The sequence below is a fragment of the Amycolatopsis sp. genome, assembly GCF_036008905.1.
Lineage (GTDB): Bacteria > Actinomycetota > Actinomycetes > Mycobacteriales > Pseudonocardiaceae > Amycolatopsis.
On sequence record NZ_DASYMU010000144.1, the window covers coordinates 55,365 to 77,929 of the forward strand.

Consider the following 22,565-nt stretch of genomic DNA (forward strand, 5'->3'; position numbering starts at 1 on the left):
TCAGGCGTCGTCGGCCAGCAGGTCGGCTCCGTCCCAGACGAACCTCACGGTGGTGACGGCGTCGTCGCCGTCGCCGCCGGTGATGAGCTTGTGGATCGCGATCCCGGGCAGCTCCTGGTAATCGCACCATTCGTGATCGGACGTCAGCAGCAAATCAAGATCGAGTGACGCCAGCAGCCCGAAGATCTGCCCGCGGTTCGCGGTGTCGACGCCGACGAAGACCTCGTCCAGCAGGATGATCCGCGGTGCTTTGGCGACGGCTTGGTAGTGCGCGGCGACGGCGGCGAACAGCGGCAGGTGCAGTGCGATCGCCTTTTCGCCACCGGACAGAGCGCCGTGCAGTTTCTTGGTGAGCAGCTGCCAGCCGGCGCCGTTCGCACGGTCGATCTTGACCACGAACTGGTGCCAGCTGGTGTAGTCGAAGACCTGCGCGAGCTGCTGTTCCCAGCTGGTCGCGGTGTCGTCGGCTTTCGCTTCCTCGATGCGGTCGCGGAAGAAGAGGTGCAGCGACTCGCGGTCGGTGTCGCTGAGCCGGACCGGGTCCTTGAGCAGCAGTTCGCGCGCGGCCTTGGTACCGGTCGGAAGGTCGTCGCGAACCTGCCAGACCAGCCGCACGGCGACGTTCGACGCCGTCCTGACCTGGGCAAGGCGTTCGTTCATGGTGTCGACGAGCCCGCCTGCCTGGCGGATGCGGGAGGCCAGGTGACGGCGAGTGTTGCCGGTCAGGGTCTGGTCGAAGAGGTCGCGTTCGGCGCCGCTGATCTCACCGCGGCTGCGCTCGGCTTCGGCGCGCAGGAGGTCGAGCAGTTCCGAGGCACCGACGCGCATTCCGTTGACTGTCGCGCTGAAAACGCCGACATCGCCGTCGGTTTCGAGGTCCAGATCCGCGCGGTCGCTCAGGATGTCCCGGCAGTTGTAGACCTCTTCGGTCAGCCGGTGCAGGGCGTCCCCGAGGTTTTTGTTGCCGTGCGGGAGGTTCGGCCATTTCGCCGCGACCGCCTTCGCACCTTCCAGGCTCGCCTTGATTCCTTCGCCGGGAACCAGGTCGATGCCGGAGTCCGCGGGGAAGCTGCCGGCCGAGAGGTGCCGGAAGCGGGACGCGGCCTCGTTCCGGGCGGCCACCGCGGCTTTCCGGTTCTCCTCGTCGATGGAGCGCTGGGTGTCGAGCGACCCCAGTTTCGTCGACAGCGAGTGCAGCTCCCGGTTGAGATCCTTCCACCGCGTTTTGACGTCCTCGAACTCCTCGCGCAGCTTGCTCAGCTCGGCGAGCACGTCCTGATGTTCAAGGCTGATCGAGCCCTCGACCGCTTCGAGCTTCTCCGCGAGCGCGTTGGCGTCCCGTTCGACGATCTGCGCGTCCTCGGCGGACTCCTCCGCGGCGAGGCCGGAACGCCTCGCCTGTTCGGCGCGTTCGGCGGATCTGTCCTGTGCGGCGGCCAAAATCGCGTGCGCGTCCAGCCAGTTGTCCCCGATGTCACGGAAGACGTCCACGGCGACGCCGAGCGCTTCGAGCGAGTCCCGCTCGGCGGGCAAGGTGTTCTCCGCCGCCAAGAACGTCAGGGACTTCAGCGCCGTTTTCACCGCCTGCTCGCAGAAGGCGAGCTGCTCGACCACGCGCGCCACGGCCCGGTCCGCGGTGATGACGCGGGACTCGGCGAGGTTCAATTCGTTCGACGCGGCTTCGAGCTGCTCGTGCCGGGGGCGCTTCGAGCGCTCCTCGTCGACGCGGAGACGCCTGTCGTCCAGCAATTCCAGCCTGCTGTCGAGTTCGGCGACGGTGTTGTCCAGCTCGGTGATCCGCCCGGTCAGCTCGGCGATGCGCCGCTGCCTGGCGTTGTTCCTTGCCTCCGCGCCGATGTACGCGGCTTCTTCCTTGTGCCAGCTGCCGCTCGCGTTCGCCAGCCGCCACCTGCCGTCGGCGCCGATCGCGACCCCGTGCCGGCCGGGAACCGTTTCGCCGTAAGCGATGCCTTCGAGCAGGAGCCGAACCAGGTCGGGTGCCACGACTCCGTCCAGGTCGGGTTCGAGCACCGAAGCCAGCGACTCCGAGTCGGTCACCAGCGGGAAGTCGGTCTCCAGGAACGTGTCGTGCCCGGAGACCTCGATGGCTCCGTGCGCCGGTACCCAGGCGTCGAGCAGCCCACTTGCCTGCAACGCGGCTTCGATCGCGGCTTGACGCCGTGGCGTGACCCCGTCACGGAAGGCGACCAGCTTCCAGAACGGCGCACCCTCCATTGTGGACCGAGTAGCGGTACGAGTGGACGGTGCCGACGGCTTGAGATCGACGTTCCCTTCCAGCCTGCGGCATTCCTCGGCCAATGCCGTCCGGCCGGCGTTGGCGACCTTGCGCTGCGCGGACGCCATGGTCTTGTCGACGGTGATCTGCCGCAGCACCTGCCTGGCATACCTGTCGACAACAGCGAGTACCGCGGCCTCGGACTCGGCACGTTCCGTCAGCAGATCCGCGTCCATGGAGCCGAGTTCGACGCACTCGCTCGCCCACTCCCGCAGCCGCCGGACCTGGTCTTCGACGGCCGTGGCGTACCCCTGCACGAGTTCGCCGCGTTTTTCGGTGGCCTGCGCCAGATCGACCCTGGCCTGCTCCAGCGCCTCTTCCGCCGCGCGTCGGCGTTCCACGGCGGCTTCGTGCACGTTCACCGCTTCACGCACGCCGCCGATCTGCTCATGCCGGCTACGCACGGCCGCACGCGACAGCTTCCGCCCGGTGGCCGGGCTGGTCGACATCTCGGCCCAGACGCCGGCAAGCCGCGCTCGTTCGGCCGCGCGCCCGGCGTCGGCGCCCGCTTCCGTGGCGACGTCGGCCGCCTGGGTGGCGAGGGTTTCGGCGAGCGCGGCTTCGTAGTCGTCCGTGTCGGCGAGCTGCCGTTTCGCGTCGGCCGCTTCCCGTTTGAGCTCGGCCACCGCCCGCGCGGCACGCGCCTGCTCACGCAGTTTGTCCAGCTCGCGGCTTTCTTTGTATTCCTCGCTGTCCTTCAGCCCGTCGATCCGCGCGTCCAGCTGATCGCGCCGGGTTTCCAGGTCTTCCGCACGCTTTTCGGCGTCCTCACGCTCTTCCACCGCGACGGCGTAAGCCTCCACGGATTCCTGCGCGGTCTTCGTCAAACCGGTCAGCTCGGAAGTCGCCGTCAGCAATGTGGCCGCCGAAGCACGCAGGACACGCTGCGCGTAACCCCGCTGCTGAGTGGCGAGTTTTCGGGCGGCTTCGACCTCGGCGTCGAGGACCTTGAGCTGCTCACGCTGCCTGTCCAGCAGCTCGAACCCCTCGGCCAGCTCGGCGATTTCGGCTTCTCCCAAGGGAGGCAGCGCGCGGGAGAGCAAAGTGGACAGCAGCGCCGGGTCGAGTCGCTGCGAGAGTTTCGGCTGCCGCAGCTGCAGCAACGCCGTGATCAGCGCGTCGTAACGCTGTTCGGTCAGCCCCGGAAACAGGGTTTCCCGGACGTCCGTGCGGTAGCTGGCCGAGTTCTCGTGCAGCTTTCCCTTTTCGCCCAAGGCTTCCTGCAAGGCCGCCTTGGTCAGCGGCTGCGCGGAATCGGTGACGATGGCCAGCCCGTCCGGCAGCCCGATCCGCTGTGACGACGTGAAGTAGTCGACGTACACCGTCTTCGTGTGCGTGGTGGCCTGCAGCCGCGCGCCGCAGGTGAACCAGGTGTCCTCGCCGACGGAGAACTCGAGCCAGACGTATCCGACGCGGGTGGAACCGCTGGCGCCTTCGCCCATCAGGTTCCAGTGCATCGTCCGCTCGCCGGTGCCGAACGTCGACAGCCGGTTCGCGCGCAGGTTGGCGTCGAAGAGAAAGGGCAGCAGCAGTTCGAGCGCCTTGGACTTGCCCGTCCCGTTCGGACCGTGCAGCAGCAACCGTCCTTTGTGGAACTCGAAGACCTCGTCGTAGTACCGCCAGACGTTGAGGATCCCGGCCCGCGTCGGCGCCCACCGGGTCACGCCGGAAGCGGCTTCGGCGGCCGCTCCGAGCGGAAGTTCGGTGATCGTCATGCACTCTCCTCAGAAGACCGGGCCCCGGTCAGCACGTACCTGGACGCCGCGGGCAGCGCGACCACGACCTCGCCGGAAGACCGGACGAGCCCGAAGTCCGCGAGCACCGAAACGGCGTCCGCCACCAGTTGTTCCTTACCGTCGTCCCCGCGATAGCCCTTGGCCCAGCGGGGGAATTCACGCAGCAGCCGTTCGGCCTCGGCGTTCAACTGCTCGGGCGCGACACCCTTGGCCGTCGCGGTGATCAGGTCGAGCAGCAGCAACGCGGCGACCTTGGCGGTGCTGGAATCGTCGGGGAACAAGCTGTCGGTGGCGTAGCCGTCCGGATCGACGAACAGCACCCCTTCCGCTCGCTCCTCCAGCAGGAAACCACCCTGCTCGGCCGCGCGTTTGAGCAGCTGACGTCCGCTCAGCGACGAGATGTAGGCCAGCTCGGCCGCGGTCAGGTCCTCGCGGTAGACGACCGGATCGTCCACCAGGCGCCGGAAAACCGAGTGCCGCAGCCACAGCGTGCGCTGGACGTCCGAAGAGCCATCGGCCGAGTGAGCCGCATCGGGAGCTTCGCCGTAACGCCGTTCGCGCCGGAGCGCGGCGAGCAGTTCGTCGAACCGGAGCGGGATCTCCTCGCCCGGAACGCTGAACTGCGACGGGCCGTTGGGCGCCGCGAGCAGCCTGGTCAGCAGCGTCGAATCGACGCGGTACAGCGCTTTCGCCGTCTCGTTGCCCTCGAAGTCCTCGGTGGAGCCGTCGATGACCTCGATCGCGCCGAACGACTCCAGCATCCGCAGGACGTCGACGTACGCCATCCGTTCAGCCCGCACGGACGGGTCGAACGGGTCGATCAGCGGGTCGGCCGCGGTGGCCTGCATGACCTTGTCCGCGAGCAGCCCGATGGTGGTGACCGGCGCCGCGAGCAGCTCGGCGGCGACCAGGCAGAGCAGGGTGTACCGGCGGCGGTCGAAGGGCGCCTTGCCGGAACGCGAACGCCTCGCGGGACGCGAAGGATCGGTCTGGGAACGGACCTTCACGAGCCGTGCGTAACCGAGCCGCGGCTCGACGACCAGCGACCACCCGCAGTAGTAGTCGAACCACTTCGCGATCGGCTCACGCCGGCGCCGCACCAGGTCGAAGACGTCCGGTGCCGCCGTCTCGCTGATCAGCGGGGTCGCGAGCAGGAGCCGCACCCCGCGTGCGACCTCCTCCTGCTCGGCGATCACGAGCTGGTTGGCGAGGTTGCTCACCCTGTCTCCTCCCGCCGGATCCCGGCGACCCGTACGTCGACCAGGAAATCAGGACCGGCGAACCGGCCGCGCGGGGTGTGCAGCACCGCGGCGCGCGAATCCGGCGGTGCGGAGAGCAGGATCTCGACCTTGCCATCGCTGGTGACCCCGCGCCGTACGCCCGCCGAGTCGGGGCCGGTCGACAACGCGCGTCCGAGCAGGTCCAAGAGCCGCTGGAAAACGCCGTGCTCCAGCTCGCCGAACGCCGACAGCCGCACCGGCCCGTCCGTCGCGAGCAGGCTCCATGCGGCTTGCAACTCAGCCCGCTCGGCCTTCGCCAGCTCGGCGCGGGCGGCCTTGATCGCGGCGACATCGCGGATGCGGCCGGTGCGCGTGAACCGCTCGATCTGGCCGGAACTGCGGAGCAAGGCCGAGACCTCGACAGCGGGCGCGTCCTCCCAGCGCGCGGTGGCGCTGATGAGTTCGGGATCGGGATGGCCGAGGTGCGCGTGCCGCGACGAGCTCAGGCCGAACGCCGTCGACCACAGGCGGTGCAGGTCGGCCTCGGCGGGCGCCGCGGCGAACCAGCGCGCGAGCTCGCGGAAGTCGGCGACGGCACTGCTGGCCCGGCGGCGCGACTCGGTGATGCGGTCCAGGACCTGCAACAACGTGACAATGGCCCGCCGCGCGACGGTGTGCAGCTGTTCGACGCGGGCCGGGCTCCCGTCGGCGGGCCGGAACCAGGCTCGGAGCCCGTCCCAGTGCTCGCGGCGATCCTCCAGCCAAGCGGGCCGGGGATCCGATCCGGCCGTCGGCGGCAGTTCGGCGCCGAGCAGCGCTCGGTGGTGCAGCCGGTTGACGCCGTATTTGTCGATCCGCTCGATACCGTCGGAGATCGTTTTGGCGCGCTGGTCGAGGTCGGTCAGGAAGTCCTGCAAGTAGGTGACCGTGGCGGACTTGACCTCGTGGAACGTCGTCAGGTCGGCGCCTTCCGCGCGCAGCAAGCGCTGCAGTTCGCCGTTGAACTGCTTCGTGTTCGCACGCAGCGCGTCGAGATGGCCTTCCAGCTCGGTCAGCACACCGAACACACGTCGGTTGGTCGCGGTTGGTTCAAACAACACCGCGCGGAGTGCGTCGAGCCTGTCCGCGATCGCTTCGAGCACGGCCGTCTGCAACGCGCCCGTGGACGCCAGGACGCTCATCGCGTGCTGGACGCCGGCGAACGCCGCCTCACCTCGCTTGGTCAGCGAGTACTGCAGGTTCCGGCGCTCGTATTCACTCGCCGTGCGGTAGTTCTCGGCATGGTTCTGGATGACGTCGAGCAGCTGCCAGTCCTTGAGTTTGCCCAGCGCCATCGCGAGGTCGGTATCCTCCAGCGCGTCGAACCAGCCGATGGAGCGCAACCGGGCGCGGACGTCGTCGATCCCCAGCGCCGTTTCGAGGCGCTCGTTCGCTTCACTGAACGCGCGGAGGATCGCCGTGTACAACCCGGAGAGCTCGCCGATGGTGAAGCGGAACATGTCAGACGGCACCCTGCCGGATTCCACACGCCCTCCTTGCCTCGATGCGCCTATCCGACACCGTACGGATGCCCCCTGACAAGCCAAGTAACCTTCAGTGACAGCCCGTCCGCCGCCCGTGAGGACGTCGAATGCAGTACCTCGAAAACCCCGAGCCCGACGAAGACCTGATCAACTGGCTTTCCGGACTCGACGAACCACGGCTGGCGCAGGTGCTCACCAACCGCCCCGACGCACTGGCCGCGCCTTGGCCCCGGCGGCTCGCCGACCTGGCACGACGGCTTTCCACCCGGGACTCCGTCGCACCGGCGACCCGCGAACTCACCGCGCCGGGCCTGCAAATCCTATGTGCCGTGCAGTTGTGCGGGGCGCTAGGTGAGGTAAACGGGGTTCCGCTCGCCAAGGTCGCGGCCTGGCTGGGCTCGTCGGCGGTCGACGTCGGGCTCGCGATGGGGCCGCTCACCGCGCGCGGACTGGCCTGGCTCGACGCGAACAACCTGATCCAGGTGCCGGCGACGATGAAGGGCCACTCGTACGTCCAGCACGGTCTTGGTGATCCGCTGGCGCCACCGCTTTCCCGGCTGAACATCCACCAGCTCGACGAGATCGCCCGGCGGCTCGGAGTGTCCTCGGATTCCCGCAGGCAGGTGCTGCTCGACGACCTCATGGAGTTCTTCCGCAACGGCGCCCGCGTGCGCGATCTGGTAGCCGACGCGCCGCCCGGGGTCGCCGAGTTGCTCAGCGAGTTCGTCGCCGACGGCCCCGATCGCAAGCTGGACCTGAACTACGTCCGCGCGTACCGCAACGCGCCCGTGACCGAGACGCCGAGCAGCTGGGCCGCCGCCCGCTGCCTGCTCGTCGGCGGGTACGACGGCAACGCGCAGATGCCGCTCGAGATCGGGCTCGCGCTGCGCGGTGAGGACTTCCGGCTGCCGTTCACGCCGCAGCCGCCCGCCATGCGGATCGCGCCGGTGTCTCCCGAACGCGTCTCGGCGGAGACGGCCGCGGCCGCGCTGCGCCTGCTCGACCGGGTCACCACCGTCGTCGAATCGGCGCCGTTTCCCCTGCTCAAGACGGGCGGAATCGGCAAAAGCCTGATCAAGAAGCTGACCAAGGACACCGGCGCGACGACCGAAGAGATCCTGCTGGTCCTCGAACTCGCGCTCGAAGCCGAACTGCTGCTCGCCGAGGAACCGCCGCCGCCCGCGCCCAGGTCCCGCAAGCCCGTGCCGCCGCCCATGATCGTCCCGACGGCGGAGTTCACGCGCTGGCGTGGCGAGAGCTCGGCCGCGCAGCTGCGTGAGCTGCTCGACGCGTGGTGGCGGCTGCCGGGGACCGTGCTCGACGACGAGCCGAGCAACGTGGGCGACGAAGTCCGCCACCTCACCGTGCGGATGCTCGCCGAACTCGAGCCGGGCACCGGGGTCATCGACGACGAAACCCTCGGCGACCTGTCGGTCTGGCACGCGCCGACGGTCGACGAAGACACGTTGCGCGTGCTGGTGACGTCGTCCCTCGCGGAAGCCACCTTGGTCGGCGTGGCCGCGTCCAACGCCGTCGGCGACCTCGGGCACGCACTGGTCAGCGGCGATGTCGACGCGCTGCGGAAAGCCACCGAGGAGCTCGTCGCCGGGGCCGTCGCGACGGCGTTGTTCGGCACCGACCTGACAGCGATCGTGACCGGCCCGCCGAGCACCGAACTGGCCACGCTGCTGGACAGGGTGGCGGACCGGGAAACCCAGGGCTCGGCGTCGACCTGGCGTTTCAGCCCGGCCACCGTCCGGCGCGCCCTGGACAACGGCGAGACGCCGGAAGGGCTGATCGACGAACTCGGCTCGGTCGCCCGCGGTGAACTCCCGCAGCCGCTGACGTACCTGATCAACGACATCTCGCGGCGGCATGGCGAGGTCGGCGTGATCGACGTCCGGTCGGTGATCGTCGGCGACAACCCGGGCCTGCTGGCCGAGATCGCCGCCCACCGCAAGCTGCTCAAGCTGGGTGTCGCGCTGGTGGCGCCGTCCGTGCTGACTTCGTCGGCGGACGCCGTGACCACGCTGGCCGCACTCCGCGACGCCGGTTACGCGCCGGTGCAGCGGGGGTCCGACGGCGCTGTCGTGGTGCGGGCCGAGAAGCCCGTGGTCGCCGCGGTGGAGCCGCTGGCGATCGCGGCGCGACCTGGCGTTGTCGAAGATCCGATCGAGCACGCGGCACGGCTGCTGCGGGAGTCGGATTCGGCGCCGCGGCCGCTCAAGCGCGGGGCACTGATGAACCTGATGCCGGGCAACCGCAGCGGGAACTGGATGCGGCTGATCTGGCAGCTCGAAACCGGGTTCCCGGTGTGGGTCACGTACGAGGAAGACGACGGCACGAAGCGGAAACTGCTGGTCAGCAGCCCCGAACTGCACGGGGAGACGCTGGACGTCTGGTGCGACGAGCCCGGCGGCTACCGGAGGCTGGAACTGAGCCGCATCAGCCCCGGCGGCGACTGACCTCAGCGGCGGGGCGGCTGGGCGCTCAGGCTCGACTTGGTCAGGTGGGCTCGTCAATGCCCTGAACGCGTCGTTGGGCGGGAATCATCTACCCAACCGCCGGACAGAGTGGCTCACGTAACCTCGACGTATGCCGATCCACGTCCTGCTCGTCGACGATCACGAGGTGGTGCGGCGCGGGTTGCGCGAACTGCTCAGCGACGAGCCCGACATCGAGGTAATCGCGGAGGCGGGCAGTGTGGACGAAGCGCTGGCGGTCGCGATGCACGTCGAGCCGGACGTGGCCGTGGTCGACGTGCGGCTCGGGGACGGCGACGGCGTCTCGCTGTGCCGTGAGCTGCGGTCGAGGCCCAACCCGCCGAAGTGCCTGATGCTGACGGCGTTCGACGACGAAGAGGCGATGGTCGGCGCGATCATGGCCGGGGCCGCCGGGTATCTGCTCAAGCAGGTCCGCGGGCAGGACGTCGTCACGGCGGTGCGCGAGGTCGCGGCCGGACGGTCGCTGCTCGACCCGGTGACGACAGCGCATGTGCTGGAGAAGATGCGGAATCCGCCGCATGACGAACTCGAAAATCTCACTGAGCGTGAGCGCGATGTGCTCGACCTGATCGGCCGCGGCCACTCGAACCGCGAGATCGCCGAGCAGCTGTTCCTCGCGGAGAAGACGGTCAAGAACTACGTGACCTCCGTGCTCGCGAAGCTGGGGATGCAGCGCCGCACGCAGGCCGCGGCCTGGGTCGCTCGACGCGGCAAGTAGCTCAGTCAGCTCAGTCGAGCGGCAGGTCGAAGGCGACCATGGTGCCGAGGCTGGGCGAGGAGTTGAAGAAGAACTTGCCGCCAGCGGTGTCCGCGCGTTCGGCCAGATGGCGCAGCCCGCGCGTCGCGACACCTTGCGGGACGCCCGATCCGTTGTCGCGGACGCGAAGTTTGACTCCCTCGGCATCGCGGCGCAGGGTCACGCGGGTTTCGGTCGCGCCGGAGTGTCTGACCACATTGGACAGTGCCTCCCGCAGCGCGGCGCGGATGTGGTCCGCGCGCTCGGCCGGGATGTCGGCGAGTTCGCCGGAAAGTTCCAGCGTGGGCGGGAAACCGAGCAGCTCACCGGCGATGCGGACTTCCCCGCGAGCGGACTCGGCGAGGTCCGTGGCTGGCGCGTGTTCGCGTTCGGGCTCCGGCGAGCGCAGCGCGCGGACTGTGCCGCGGATTTCCTCGATGGTCTGGTCGAGCTGGTCGATGGCTTCGCTGAGCCGGGCGCCATCGGCCTGCGCGAAGCGTTTCCGCATGCGTTTGCGGACGCGGTCGAGCTGCATCCCGGCGCCGTAGAGCCGCTGGACGATCACGTCGTGCAGTTCGCGAGCGATGCGCTCGCGCTCCTGGTAGAGCGTGACGCGGTGGCGGGCGTTGGCGCCCTCGGCGAGCGCCAGTACCACGCCTGCCTGGGCGGCGAACGCCGTCAGCACCTCGACGGTGGCGAGCGAAAACGGCTTCGCACCACGGGATCGGTACACCGTCAACGCGCCGAGCACCCGCCCACCGGTGCCGAACGGCACGGCCGCGAACGGGCCGAAGCCCTGCAGTTCGTCGGGGACGAAAGGCGCCGTTCGCGGGTCGGTGGTGAAGTCGACGCTCACGACCGTCTCGCCGCCGCGCGCGACCCGTCCGGCCATGGAATCGGCCGGCAACACCAAGCCCTGCAAACTCGCGTCGGCGCCGTGTGCGGCTTCGACCACGACCGTGCCGTCGTCGGTGCGGACCATGACCAGCCCGAGGTCTGCCTCGGCGAGTTCGGCCGCGCGGCAAACCACCGTGTCGAGGACCGCGCCGGGGTCGTCGCCCGACAGCGCGGTGGTGGTGATTTCGGTGGCAGCGGACAAAGCCCGCGCCGCGAGAGTGGGATCCATGGGCACCATCAGCGTAGTGCCATAGCCATAACGCGCCCTTCCCGTATTTCGTAGACGAGATCGGCGTCGGCCGCTTCGCCGGCCTGGTGGGTGACATGGACGACGGTTCGGCCCGCGAGGGCTTTGCGCAGATTGGCCCGCAGTTTCCGGGCGGTCGGCTCGTCGAGGTGCGCGGTCGGTTCGTCGAGGAGGACGAGGTCGGAGGTGGGCGCGGCGAGCAGCGCCCTGGCGAGTGCGACGCGTTGCGCCTGTCCGCCGGAGAGGCCCGCGCCCGCGCTGCCGAGGAGGGTGTCCAGCTCGACGTCGGGGAGGACTGCAAGGTCGAGCGCTCGTCGGAGTTCTTCGTCGGTGGCCTTCGGCGCGGCCAGGCGGAGGTTCTCGGCGACCGTGGTGGAAACGAGCAGCGGCTCCTGCGGGGCCCAAGACACGTTCTCCGGAGTGTCGATCCGGCCTTTTTCCGGCGGCAGGAAACCGAGGAGCGCGGCGAGCAGCGTCGACTTCCCGGCTCCGCTCTCGCCGATGACCGCGACGTACGCACCTTGCGGAAGGTGGAGGTCGACGTCGGTGAGCACCGGATGGACGGCGTCCGGCCAGGCGATGTCGGCTCCGGTGATCCCAATGCCATGAAGGGTCCGTTCATGGCGTTTTTTCGTAGGAAGGGACCGTTCATACGACTCTGCGAGCCGGAGCCGGGCCTGCCGAAGAGTGTCCCAGTGCTGCGCCACGGGCGGCAGCGTGACGAGGACTTCGGCCAGCGCGAGCGGCACCAAGGCGAGGAGCGGTGCGAGCACGGGGTCGAGGTTCCCGGCGAAGACGGCTTGCGCGGCGAGAGCGGTGCTCACCACCGTGGCGGCGCCGCAGACCAGCGTGATCAGCGCCTCCGCCGCGCCCGTCCCGAACGCCTGCCGACGCGCGGCCGCGACCAGCCGGGTGTCGGTGGCGGCGAGCTCACGACGTCGAGCCACGTGGGCCCCGAAGGCAATCAGTTCGGCGGCCGACTCGAAAAGTCCCAGCACCTGCGCGGACACCGAGCGCCGGCCGTCCGCCAGCGCCGACGTCGCCCGGCGTTCCAGCCGCAGCGCCAGTAGCGGCGCGACAACTCCGCCGAGCAGGATCGCGACGGCCAGCACCAGCCCGGCAGCGGGCAGGAACGCCGTCTGCACCGCGACCGCGCCCAGCGCGACCAGCAGGGCGACCAGCGGTGGCGTCACCGTCCGGGGCAGCAGATCGCGCACGGTGTCGATGTCGCCGACCAGCCGCCGTTGCGCTTCCCCGGCCTGCAACGCCCGCGCCGGACCGAGCCTGACCAGCGAGTTCCACAGCTGCACGCGGAGCCGTCCGGCGATCCGGAACGCGGCGTCGTGGGTCGCCAGCCGCTCGGCGTACCGGAGCCCGGCCCGCGCGAGCCCGAACGCACGCACGCCGACAACCGCGACCGTCAACGTCAGAAACGGCGGCTGTTGCGAAGCCTTCGCGATGAGCCAGCCGGACGTCGCCGTCAGCGCGACCCCCGCCAGCAACGCCAGCGCCCCCAGCCCGATCCCCGCCACCAGCCGTCGATCCACCAGCCCCCGCACCGGGGAATGTGTCGACACTTTCCCCGGCGCCCCCGCCAAAACTTCAGAACTTGTCGACATATTCGGAAGCAGGGTGACGCCATCGGGCCGGTCGTGCGCGGCGATGACCACGGCGGCGCCGTTGTCGGCGGCCAGTTGGAGAGCGGCCATCACGCGCTCGGCGTTGGCCGCGTCGAGGTGCGCGGTGGGCTCGTCGGCCAGCAGGAGCCAGGCGCCTTCGCGGACGCGGAGCAGTGCTCTCGCGACGGCGACACGTTGCCGTTGACCAGTGGAAAGCTTGCCGACTGGGCGGTCGGCGAACTCCCGCAGCCCGAGTTCGTCGAGGACCGCCTCCGCGTCTCCCGCGAGTTCGAGCTCCGCGCGGACCGTGCCACCGGCGAACGCGGGCGACTGCGGAATCCAAGCGACCTCTCGCCGCCAAGCCGACATGTCGATCTCTTCGAGCCGCGCCCCGCCGACCGTGATCGAGCCCGAAGCGGGCCGCACGAAACCGAGCAGCACGCCCAACGTCGTCGACTTCCCCGCGCCGCTCGCCGACCGCAGCCAGACCGTCTCCCCGGACCTGACCACGAACGACTCGCCGTCCGGCGCGAACCCGTCCCGCCGCCGGACCCGCAGCCCGCTGACCCGCAGCTCACCCCGGTCAGGGACCAGAGTTCCTTCCGCGGCAACAGGTTCCGCGAGCAGGTCGGAAACGCGGCGAACCGCCTCGACGCCGTCCTCGCTCGCGTGGAACGCCACCCCGAGCGACCGCAGCGGCTGGTAGCACTCGGGCGCCAGGATCAGTACGCCCAGCCCGATCGACAGCGGCAGATCGCCGGACACGAGCCGCACGCCGATCACCACGGCGACCAGCGCCACCGAAAGCGTCGCCGCCAGCTCCAGTACAAAGGCCGACGAAAACGCCGTACGCAGCGTTTTCATGGTCGCTCGCCGGTGCCGATCCGACACGCGGCGGACGGTCTCGGCCTGCGCTTCGGCCCGCCGGAACGCCGCGAGCACCGGCAGCGCCCGCACCAGTTCGAGCAGGTTCGCGGACATCCGCTCGACGACGTCGGCCACGGCCGTCACGCGGTCCGCGGTGTACTTGCCGATCAAGATCGCGAACATCGGCAGCAGCGGCACGGTGAGTACCAGGATCACCGCGGACGGCCAGTCCGCGACCAGCACCGCGGCACCGACCCCGAGCGGCACCACGGCCGCGGTCACCAGCGCCGGAAGGTAGTTGGTGAAATACGCGTCGAGCGCGTCCAAACCCTTGGTGGTCAACGCCGTCAGCTCGCCACTGCCGCGCGTCGCGATCCACTCCGGACCGAGCCGCAGCGCGTGATCGACGGCCTGCGCGCGCAGTTCTTCCTTCGCCCCGGCTGCCGCGCGAGCGCTGACGACCTTCACCGCCCACCCGACGAGCGCGCGCCCCACGACCAGACCGAGCAGAGCGCTCAGCTGTCCCGGGTAGCTTCCGCCGCGGTCGCCCACGATCGACGCGAGCACGTCCGCGAGCAGAAAAGCCTGCGCGATCAGCAATCCCGCGTTAAGGAACGACAGCACTCCGGCCCAGATCAGGGCGCGGCGCGCGGTCGCGGACAGCGTGGGTAACTCGCCGAGCGGACCTTTCATGGCGCGTGGACCGCCGGGATGTGGTGCGTGCCGATGCGCTTGCGGAACACCCAGTACGTCCAACTCTGGTAAATCAGCACCACCGGCGCGCCGAACAGCGCGACCCAGCTCATCACCTTGAGCGTGTACGGGCTGGAGGACGCGTTGGCCACGGTCAGCGAGTTGGCAGCGTCCAAAGTGGACGGAAGAACGTCCGGGTACAGCGCGCCGAACACAGTCACCATGGCCGCGGCGACGAGCACGCCGAGCGCCGCGAACGCCTGCCCCTCACGCCCCTTCCTCAACCGCCACCACGCCACCGGACCGGCGATGACAGCGAGCACGAGCGGGACCAGCGTCCACCCCGAACCGGACCGCGTCTGCATGACGATCCCGAACGCCAGCATCGGCAGCACCGCGATCGGGATCAGCCGCAACGCCAGTTTCCGGGCGCGGTCACGGAATTCGCCCTCGGTTTTCAGCGCCAGGTACACCGCGCCGTGCGCCAGCGCGAAGCCGACAACGGCCAGCCCGCCGAGCACGGTGTCCCATCGCACGGCCGAAAACGCGCTGCCGACCCGGTCACCGCGAGCGTTGAGCGGCAGGCCGAGCGCGGTCGTCGCGAGCAGCAGCCCGACGCCGAACGACGGCAGCCACGACCCGATCATGATCGCGCGATCCCAGTTCTTGCGCCAGCGCACGGAATCGACCTTGCCGCGATAATCGAACGCGACGCCGCGGCCGATGAGCGCGAGCAGGATCACGAGCAACGGCAAATACGCGCCGGAGAACAGCGACGCGTACCACTCGGGGAACGCCGCGAAGGTCGCGCCGGCGGCGACGATCAGCCAGACCTCGTTGCCGTCCCACACCGGGCCGATCGTGTTGACCATGACCCGGCGTTCGGTGTTGTCCCGCCCCAAAACCGGCAGCAGCATGCCGACGCCGAAGTCGAAACCCTCCAGGAACAGATAGCCGATCCAGAAGAACGCGATGATGACGAACCACAGGATTTCCAGGCTCATAACACAGCCCCCCGACAGTTCACGCCGATTTCCTCTTGTCCCATCGAAGTTGTCCCCAGGCCTTTGAGTTGTCCACAGATTTCCTCCGGAGAACCCGGAAAGGGGGTGGTGCCGATACGCTGGAGGCGGGGCCGGCCCCCTGGGAGGGCGGGGGGTGGGGTGGGTGTTGGAGTCGGCACGGTCATGACATTCCCCTAGTAGGCGAAGGCTAGTGGCTGGTCATCGGATTCGTTGCCAGGTAAGGAATCCGGGTCCTTCTTCGGGTCGTCGGGCGGCATGACACCTTCGACGCCACCGCGGACGTACTTGAGCATCAGGAACACTTCGACAACGCCGAGCGCCGCGTAAACGGTCGTGAGCGCGATCAGCGAAGTCCACACCTCGCCTGTGGACAACTGCGAAACAGCGCGAGCGGTAAACATCCACACGCCGTCGATTCCGGACGGATTCGGCGCCACGACAAACGGCTGCCGCCCCATTTCCGTGAAGATCCAGCCGGCGCTGTTGCCGATGAACGGCGTCGCGATCGAGAGCAGCGCGATCCGCGGGAACCACTTCGTTGAAGGAATCCGGTTCTTGCGGGTCATCCAGAGTGCGAGCACACCCATCCCGGCCCCGGCCGCGCCGAACCCGATCATGGCGCGGAAACCCCAGTACGTCACGGGCAGGTTCGGCACGTAGTCGATCGGCTTGCCCGCCAGGTCGCCCAGCGCGGGATCGTTCGGGTAGTTGGTCCCGTATTTCGCCTGGTATTCGCCGATCAGGTTCTCCACACCCTTGACCTCGGTGTGGAAGTCGTTGTGCGCCAGGAACGAAAGCAACGCAGGCACAGTGAACGTCTTGACGTCCTCACAGTTCGCCCCCGCCACATCGCCGATGGCGATGATCGAGAAACTCGCCGGGCTTTCGGTGTGGCACAGCGCTTCCGCCGACGCCATCTTCATCGGCTGCTGCTCGAACATCAGCTTGCCCTGCATGTCCCCGGTGATCGCCAGCGCCGCGAAGGCCACGATGCCGACCCAGCCACCAAGCCGGATCGAAGACCGCCAAACCGCGCGGTGCTCGTCGTCACCGTTGCGGCGACGCCACAGCTGCCACGACGCGACACCCACCAAGAACGCCGCCGCCACCGAGAACGCACCGGCGACGGTGTGCGGGATCGCGGCCAGCGCGGTGTTGTTCGTCAGCACCGCCCAGATCGAGTTCATCCGCGGCTTGCCGTCCACGAAGTCGACCCCGACCGGGTGCTGCATCCACGAGTTGGCGGCGAGGATGAAGTACGCCGAAGCGATCGTCGCCAGCGAGAACGCCCACGCACACGCCAGGTGCACCCGCTTCGACAGCCTGTCCCAGCCGAAGATCCACAACCCCAGGAACGTCGACTCGATGAAGAAGGCGATCAGCCCCTCCATCGCCAGCGGCGCCCCGAACACGTCACCGACGAAGCGCGAGTACTCGCTCCACGTCATGCCGAACTGGAATTCCTGCACGATGCCGGTCACCACGCCCATCGCGAAGTTGACCAGCAGCAGCTTTCCCCAGAACTTGGTCATCTTCAGGTAACGTCGATCTCCGGTACGCACCCACGCGGTCTGCATCCCCGCGACCAGCACGGAAAGTCCGATGGTCAGCGGGACCATCAGAAAGTGGTAGACCGTGGTGATGCCGAATTGCCACCGCGCGAGCTCCAGTACGTCCACGAGGTCAAGGCTGCTCTGTCCGCAGGTCTCCCGCCAGTTCTAGTGGTCCTGATCATGGCGGGACCTAGGTCCCGATAATCAGCTCAACTCACTCAGCGCGAGCCTGGCTTCGTCCGCGAGCAGGCGGCGGACACCGGTGTCGCCCAGCGCCAGCACGTGTTCCAGAGCCAACCGATAGGCGACGTCGAAAGCGTCGTCCGCGGGCATCGGGATGTCCGGCTGGACGCCGCCGCCTTCCCAGTTCCCCTTGGAGTACGGGTTGATCGACCGCGCGTAGGACACCGTGACGTCGAGATGCGTGTCGACCTTGTACTGCCCTCGCGGGTGCGCGCCGCCTTTCGTGGCTTCGCCGACGGTCTTCGCGCGGTCGAGCTGCTGCAGCGTGTAGCTCAGATCCTCGGCACCGGAGAAGGTGTTCGGCCCGGTCAGCACCCAGACCGGCTTGCGCTCGCCGTACTTCGGCCCTGGCACGTACGGCAGCGTCCAGAACTGCTTGGTGCGGTCACCTTCGCGGAAGTAGATGTCGTTGAGGTGCTTTTCCCCGTCGAACAGATAAGTACAGAGCAGCGCGACGGTGTCCGGGTCGCCGCCGCCGTTGCGCCGGACGTCGATGATCAGCGCGTCGGTCTTCGCCAGCAGGCCCATCGCGGCGGCGATGGCCGGACCGGCGGACGCGGCTTCGTACAATTTCCGGGTGTCGAGATGGCCGATGTTGCCGGGGAGCCGCTCGGCCCGCGCGATGCCGTAGGCGTTCAGAGCCGCTTCGGCGCGGTAGGCATCAACATCGAAGGCTTCTTCGTCGCTGTCCGGCACCGGGTCGAGGTGGTACCGCAGGCGGACGTGCTTGTCCCCGTTGACCGACTGCAGGTCCGTGGTGACGAGCGGCGCGAACGACTCGTCGTCCAGCCCGTCGTAGGCGCCGGCCGCGAACCTGCTCCGCAGGAACGTGCTGATCTGCTCAGCGACTTCGGGGAAGATGTAGTGGCGTTTCAGCCGGTGGCACACCTCGTCGATGTGCCCGGAACGGTCGGTCATCGGATCTCCTCCGCACGCCAGGTCAGGTACTCGTCGCAACCGCCCTCGATGGGCGTCACGGCACCATACCGCAGCCGGAAAAGAGAATTCGGCATGCCGAAATAAATTGTCAGTCATGCCAGTGAATTGCCGCCGACGTTACCAAAACCCGCAATTCGGAAAACGTATCAGCTTGCCTAGTTCTGAACGCTTCCTTTATCGTTGCAGTGAAAGGGAGTGAACACACAGATGTCTGCCGCGATGTTGGCCTTGATCACCACGTTTGGCCTGGTACTGGCCGTTGAGCTACCGGACAAGACACTGGTCGCCACCCTGATTCTCACCACCCGTTTCCGCGCGTGGCCGGTATTCGTCGGCGTCTGCGCCGCATTCGCCATCCAGTGTGTGATCGCGGTCCTGTTCGGCAGTTTCCTGACCCTGCTTCCGGAAACCCTCGTCGCCGCGGGCGTCGCCGTTATGTTCGGTATCGGCGCATTCATGTTGCTGCGAGAGGGCTTCGCCCCCGGCACCGACGGTTTGGAAGACGGATCGCGCTCCGGACCGTCGCCGGCGACCTTCCTGCGCTCGGCGATGACGTCGTTCGGCGTGCTGTTCGCCGCCGAGTGGGGCGACGCCTCACAGCTGGCCACGGCCAGTCTCGCGGCGAAGCTGGGGAATCCGTTCGCGGTCGGTGTCGGCGCCTTCGTCGCACTGGTCTCCGTCGCCGGGCTCGCCGTGTTCATCGGCCAGAAGGTACGCAGCCGCATCCGCCCGAAGCTGATCCAGCGGGTCGCCGGGTTCGTGTTCGCCGGGTTCTCGCTCTTCGCGGTCGCACAGCTCTTCTGAATCGTCCGCGCCACCCGCGTTGATATTTTTCACAGGTTCACTCGGTAACCTGGGATGACGTCCAGATGAGGGCAAGGTGAACCGGCGATGGCCGCCGAGGCTCCTTGCCCTCATCGTGTATCCCAGGAGCCACTCTGAACGCCGTACCGGTACCCGCGGTCTCGCCCATCCACGGGCGGCTCGCGGTCGCCGGTATAGCCGTGGCCGTCGCCCTCGCGGTCGACCTGCATCTGCGGCTCTCCGGCCAGGTCAGCCCGATCTGGCAGACACTGAGCGAGTACGTCTACGGCCATCTCGGCGCCGGCACTTCGGCGGCGCCGATGTTCAGCGCGATGTGCCTGGCACTGGCGTTCGGCTCGCTCGCGCTGTGGGCGGGCATCGCGAAGGCCCGCCGCGCGACTCCGGTGCTGGTGCTGCTCGGGCTGTGGTGCGCCGGCCTGTTCGTGGTCGCGGTCTTCCCGGTGGACCCCGACGGCGCCGCGCGTTCGTTCAGCGGCCAGGTGCACAACTACGGCGCGGTACTGGCGTTCATCGCGCTTCCCGCCGCCGGATGGCTGCTGACCAGGCGTTCGAACGCGCAATGCCCGTGGGATCCACGTCGGAGGACGATCCGGCGGCTCGCGGTGGCCAGCGCGGTCAGCCTGGTCGTGGTGCTGGCCAGTTTCGTCTGGATCGTGAGCACTTCGCCCGCACATCCGGAGGTCGCGCTCGGGCTCTTCGAGCGGACGCTCTTCCTGATCGACCTCGCGCTGCTGACGACGATGATCCGGCCGCTGCTCAAGGTCGTCTAAGAGCCGTGCCGACCTGCGTAAATGCTGTGCACGAACCCGCATTGGCCGAAGGCACGCTATCTCGGCCGCAGGGCGCCGATCAGCAAAACGCGAGCTGACTCGGCAAAGCGCGCCCTGGCGACGAGATCGCGTCGCGGGTTCACAGACGGGCACTCAGCGCAACACAGCGGTGAGCTCGGCGGCCGCCGCGACGACCTGAGGCCCGACGACCTTCGCGTCCAGCGGCTCCATCGACAGCACGCCCACGCTCGCCCGCAGGCCCGGCACTCCCCGCACCGGCGCGGCGACGCCGGACGCGCCCGCCTGCAGTTCTCCCGTCGACGTCGCCCAGCCCTGCTCGGACGACCGCATCCCCATCGCCTTGCCCGCGGCCCCCGCTGTCAGCGCGTGCCTGCTGCCGACGCGGTACGCGACGTGGAAACTCGTCCAGGAGGGCTCGACGACGGCGACGGCCTGCGCCTGACTGCCTTGCGCGACCGTCAGATGCGTCGTGGCGCCGACTTTCTCGGCCAGCTCGCGCAGCACCGGGTGTGCGGCCTGCCGAAGCTGTGGCAGCACTTGATCAGCCAGCCGCAGCAGGCCGACCCCGAGCCGCACCTTGTTCCCGTCGCGCCACACCAGGCCGCGCTCCGACAGCGGCCCGAGCAGCCGGTACACCGCTGCCCGGCTCGCCCCGATCGTGACCGCGAGCTCGGAAATGGTCGCCGCCTCACCCCCCGCGTCGGCCACGGCCTGCAGCAGCGCCAGCCCGCGGTCGAGGGTCAGCGACCCCTCACTCACAGCAGCCCGAGTTCTCCGAGATCGGCGACCGGCTCGTCGAAGGACGCCGCCGCGTAGCAGGCGAAGAGCTCACGCACGGTCTTCGCGGCTTCGTCGGACAGTGCGCGTGCTTCCTTCGCGAGCGCCTCGCCGTCGGTGGATTCGAGCGCGGCGCGCACGTCCCCGCCGGACAGGCACCGCGCGGAGGCCACCAGGATGTTCAGGAAGCCGTGACAGACGACTCCGCTCTCCTCGGTGTGGCGCACGGCCCGGTGCAGGCTGTTCGTCGCCTTGAACGACGCCCCGGTGAACCCGCTGACCACGGCCAGGAAGTCCGCGACCTCGTCCACGCTGGGGAAGTTCTCGCTCGAAAGCCCGCCGCAGCGGATCTTCGGCCGGCTCCCGTGCTCGATCACCTTGCGCACGCCGTCAAGCCAGCCGACCCCGCGCCGCGGCTCGACGACCCGGATGACGTCCTCGGGCACGAACTCCGAAACCCGCTCCAGCCACACCTCGTCGACGTCGGAAGGGGCGGGCATCTCGACCATGCGCAGATCGAGCAGCTCGTTGCGCGACTCGACGATCGAAATCGCCTTCGGCACGCCACCGAGGCCGGTGTCGATGATCAAGGAGAACGGCAGTGGCTTCTTGGGCTTGATCTTGATCAACTCGGTGATCAGCTCCGGCAATCTCGAAGCCTGACAGAGGAAAACCCCCAGTACACCGGCATGTTCACCGCCCCGGGTTTCGAAATGCGTCCGCAGCGCTTCGGGCATCGTCGCTTCACCTGGCGGAAAGAGCGCCGAGTCGTCGACTAGCCGCGCGAACAGGGGAGGGATTCCTCGAGGACCGGGGGGAGTGAGTTCGACAGCGCTTGACACGACTGACACGCTAGTAGCGTACGACATCAGGACAAAATCGTCCGTTCAGCGGACGTTCTTTTTCCAGCGGGAAGCCAAAACCCCCACCTGGTTCGCGCCACTTCCCAAGACGAGCAACACAGGTTAGCCTCACCTAACTAGGAGGTGAGCCGTGACCGAGGCCCCTGTATCCATCCGCCGCCCGCCGGCACCGAATCCCGCCGAACGCGCCAAGACGATCGCCACCCGCAACGGGCCGGCGACCCTCATGCCGACGGTGGAACGCACCGATCGCGACACCGAACGTGTTGTGCCGGCCATGCACCACGTGCACGTCAGCGGCAGTGTCAGTATTTTGCTGCCCGACGACCACCCGCTGGTCGCGGCCACCAAAACCACCCAGCGGCACGAACTCGCGGTCATGTTCGAACTGGCCGACCACGCGCCGGTGGACCTGCGTGAGCCGATCCGCGGCCTCCTCTGGATCACCGGCTGGCTACGCCCCCTCGACGCCGTCGCCGCCCGCGCCCGCGCGATCTCCATCGCCGAAACGCGCCCCGACCACCGACTCCTGGACATCGGCCACGGCATGACCCTGCTGCGCCTGACCCCCGCGTCACTGGTGCTGGCCGACGCCGACGGCACCCACTCGCTGCGCCCGCACATGTTCAGCGCCGCGTCGCCGGACCCCTTCCACGACTACGAAGCCAACTGGCTCCGGCACCTGGAAAGCGACCACTCCGACGTCGTCGAGCAACTGGCGAAGCACCTCCCGCCCGCACTGCGCGACGGCCGCATCCGCCCACTGGGCCTGGACCGCTACGGCCTGCGCCTCCGCGTCGAAGCCGAAGGCGGCGACCACGACGTCCGCCTGGCCTTCAGCCGCCCCGTCGACGGCCCCCCACAACTAGCCGTAGAACTACGCCGCCTAGTCGGCTGCCCCTTCCTAAAGCAATAGCTACCCCCACCTCGAGTCAAGACTTGCGTGGCCAACCACAAACCCGGTCCACTTTTACCGCACTCATGCGGCCGCTAAGTCTCGAGCTATCGCAGTAAACCCGTTGGGCGGCAGGCGAAACAACCACAACGCGCGCCCTCTTTTGGCCGAAGGCCCACGGTTTCGCGGCGGCAGGGCGCAGACCCACAAACCGCGACTTTCGCTGGTAGTCACGCCCTGGCGACGCGAAACCGTCAGCGCGCAGACCCGCCGAAAGCCGGGCTGCCAATCTCAAGCCAGCTCCGGCGGAAACCCT

General features: G+C 68.6%; 15 protein-coding genes. 5 read left to right on the forward strand and 10 right to left on the reverse strand.

Annotation, left to right across the window (positions count from 1 at the left end; all coding sequences use genetic code 11):
• The 3 genes from VGP60_RS25475 to VGP60_RS25485 are packed head-to-tail and all read right to left on the reverse strand — an operon-like array spanning window position 1 to window position 6,778.
• On the reverse strand, window positions 1-4,011 hold the full coding sequence (locus tag VGP60_RS25475) for a TIGR02680 family protein (RefSeq protein WP_327550611.1): 4,011 nt from the start codon (window positions 4,009-4,011) through the stop codon (window positions 1-3).
• A complete protein-coding gene (locus VGP60_RS25480) occupies window positions 4,008-5,252 on the reverse strand; it encodes a TIGR02678 family protein (RefSeq protein ID WP_327550612.1) in 1,245 nt (414 codons plus the stop codon). The genes VGP60_RS25475 and VGP60_RS25480 overlap by 4 nt, the downstream gene beginning before the upstream one ends.
• Window positions 5,249-6,778 carry a TIGR02677 family protein gene (locus VGP60_RS25485; protein ID WP_327550613.1) on the reverse strand — a complete coding sequence of 510 codons (1,530 nt, stop codon included), beginning with the start codon at window positions 6,776-6,778 and terminating at the stop codon, window positions 5,249-5,251. Before VGP60_RS25485 ends, VGP60_RS25480 begins: the two co-directional genes overlap by 4 nt.
• Before the next feature lie 104 nt (window positions 6,779-6,882).
• Between VGP60_RS25485 and VGP60_RS25490 the strand changes: the two genes are divergently transcribed.
• On the forward strand, window positions 6,883-9,240 hold the full coding sequence (locus VGP60_RS25490; protein WP_327550614.1) for a helicase-associated domain-containing protein: 2,358 nt from the start codon (window positions 6,883-6,885) through the stop codon (window positions 9,238-9,240).
• Window positions 9,241-9,370: 130 nt separating this feature from the next.
• The gene (locus tag VGP60_RS25495; protein WP_327550615.1) at window positions 9,371-9,997 is read left to right on the forward strand and encodes a response regulator transcription factor; all 627 of its coding nucleotides are present in this window, start codon (window positions 9,371-9,373) and stop codon (window positions 9,995-9,997) included.
• A 10-nt stretch (window positions 9,998-10,007) separates the two neighbouring features.
• Here VGP60_RS25495 and VGP60_RS25500 read toward each other — a convergent pair whose 3' ends face one another.
• The 5 genes from VGP60_RS25500 to VGP60_RS25520 form a co-directional block, all read right to left on the reverse strand.
• On the reverse strand, window positions 10,008-11,141 hold the full coding sequence (locus VGP60_RS25500; protein WP_327550616.1) for a GAF domain-containing sensor histidine kinase: 1,134 nt from the start codon (window positions 11,139-11,141) through the stop codon (window positions 10,008-10,010).
• Window positions 11,142-11,149: 8 nt separating this feature from the next.
• Window positions 11,150-14,338 (reverse strand): thiol reductant ABC exporter subunit CydD, encoded by a 3,189-nt coding sequence (gene cydD / locus VGP60_RS25505; protein WP_327550617.1) that lies wholly within the window; start codon window positions 14,336-14,338, stop codon window positions 11,150-11,152.
• Window positions 14,335-15,342: a cytochrome d ubiquinol oxidase subunit II gene (gene cydB / locus VGP60_RS25510; RefSeq protein ID WP_327550618.1), complete on the reverse strand. Its 1,008-nt coding sequence runs from the start codon at window positions 15,340-15,342 to the stop codon at window positions 14,335-14,337. Before cydB ends, cydD begins: the two co-directional genes overlap by 4 nt.
• Window positions 15,343-15,536: 194 nt before the next feature.
• Window positions 15,537-17,042, reverse strand: coding sequence for a cytochrome ubiquinol oxidase subunit I (locus VGP60_RS25515; RefSeq protein ID WP_327550619.1), 1,506 nt, complete (start codon window positions 17,040-17,042; stop codon window positions 15,537-15,539).
• Window positions 17,043-17,120: 78 nt separating this feature from the next.
• Window positions 17,121-18,077 carry a S41 family peptidase gene (locus VGP60_RS25520; protein ID WP_327550620.1) on the reverse strand — a complete coding sequence of 319 codons (957 nt, stop codon included), beginning with the start codon at window positions 18,075-18,077 and terminating at the stop codon, window positions 17,121-17,123.
• Between the two features lie 240 nt (window positions 18,078-18,317).
• Here VGP60_RS25520 and VGP60_RS25525 point away from each other — a divergent pair, with 240 nt between their 5' ends.
• A complete protein-coding gene (locus tag VGP60_RS25525; protein ID WP_327550628.1) occupies window positions 18,318-18,902 on the forward strand; it encodes a TMEM165/GDT1 family protein in 585 nt (194 codons plus the stop codon).
• Window positions 18,903-19,036: 134 nt separating this feature from the next.
• Complete coding sequence (locus VGP60_RS25530; RefSeq protein WP_327550629.1) at window positions 19,037-19,693, forward strand: DUF998 domain-containing protein; 657 nt, start codon at window positions 19,037-19,039, stop codon at window positions 19,691-19,693.
• A 153-nt stretch (window positions 19,694-19,846) separates the two neighbouring features.
• Here VGP60_RS25530 and VGP60_RS25535 read toward each other — a convergent pair whose 3' ends face one another.
• Both VGP60_RS25535 and VGP60_RS25540 read right to left on the reverse strand, forming a co-directional pair.
• A complete protein-coding gene (locus VGP60_RS25535) occupies window positions 19,847-20,473 on the reverse strand; it encodes an IclR family transcriptional regulator (protein WP_327550621.1) in 627 nt (208 codons plus the stop codon).
• Window positions 20,470-21,360, reverse strand: coding sequence for a hypothetical protein (locus VGP60_RS25540; protein ID WP_327550622.1), 891 nt, complete (start codon window positions 21,358-21,360; stop codon window positions 20,470-20,472). Before VGP60_RS25540 ends, VGP60_RS25535 begins: the two co-directional genes overlap by 4 nt.
• Window positions 21,361-21,484: 124 nt before the next feature.
• Between VGP60_RS25540 and VGP60_RS25545 the strand changes: the two genes are divergently transcribed.
• The gene (locus VGP60_RS25545; RefSeq protein ID WP_327550623.1) at window positions 21,485-22,270 is read left to right on the forward strand and encodes a DUF2470 domain-containing protein; all 786 of its coding nucleotides are present in this window, start codon (window positions 21,485-21,487) and stop codon (window positions 22,268-22,270) included.
• Window positions 22,271-22,565 lie beyond the last annotated feature (295 nt).

Excerpts from the sequence above, each read along its gene's own strand:
- VGP60_RS25475 (WP_327550611.1), bottom strand. The coding sequence starts at position 4,011 with ATGACGATCACCGAACTTCCGCTCGGAGCGGCCGCCGAAGCCGCTTCC.
- VGP60_RS25490 (WP_327550614.1), top strand. The coding sequence starts at position 6,883 with ATGCAGTACCTCGAAAACCCCGAGCCCGACGAAGACCTGATCAACTGG.
- VGP60_RS25495 (WP_327550615.1), top strand. The coding sequence starts at position 9,371 with ATGCCGATCCACGTCCTGCTCGTCGACGATCACGAGGTGGTGCGGCGC.
- VGP60_RS25500 (WP_327550616.1), bottom strand. The coding sequence starts at position 11,141 with ATGGATCCCACTCTCGCGGCGCGGGCTTTGTCCGCTGCCACCGAAATC.
- cydD (WP_327550617.1), bottom strand. The coding sequence starts at position 14,338 with ATGAAAGGTCCGCTCGGCGAGTTACCCACGCTGTCCGCGACCGCGCGC.
- cydB (WP_327550618.1), bottom strand. The coding sequence starts at position 15,342 with ATGAGCCTGGAAATCCTGTGGTTCGTCATCATCGCGTTCTTCTGGATC.
- VGP60_RS25520 (WP_327550620.1), bottom strand. The coding sequence starts at position 18,077 with ATGACCGACCGTTCCGGGCACATCGACGAGGTGTGCCACCGGCTGAAA.
- VGP60_RS25525 (WP_327550628.1), top strand. The coding sequence starts at position 18,318 with ATGTTGGCCTTGATCACCACGTTTGGCCTGGTACTGGCCGTTGAGCTA.
- VGP60_RS25540 (WP_327550622.1), bottom strand. The coding sequence starts at position 21,360 with ATGTCGTACGCTACTAGCGTGTCAGTCGTGTCAAGCGCTGTCGAACTC.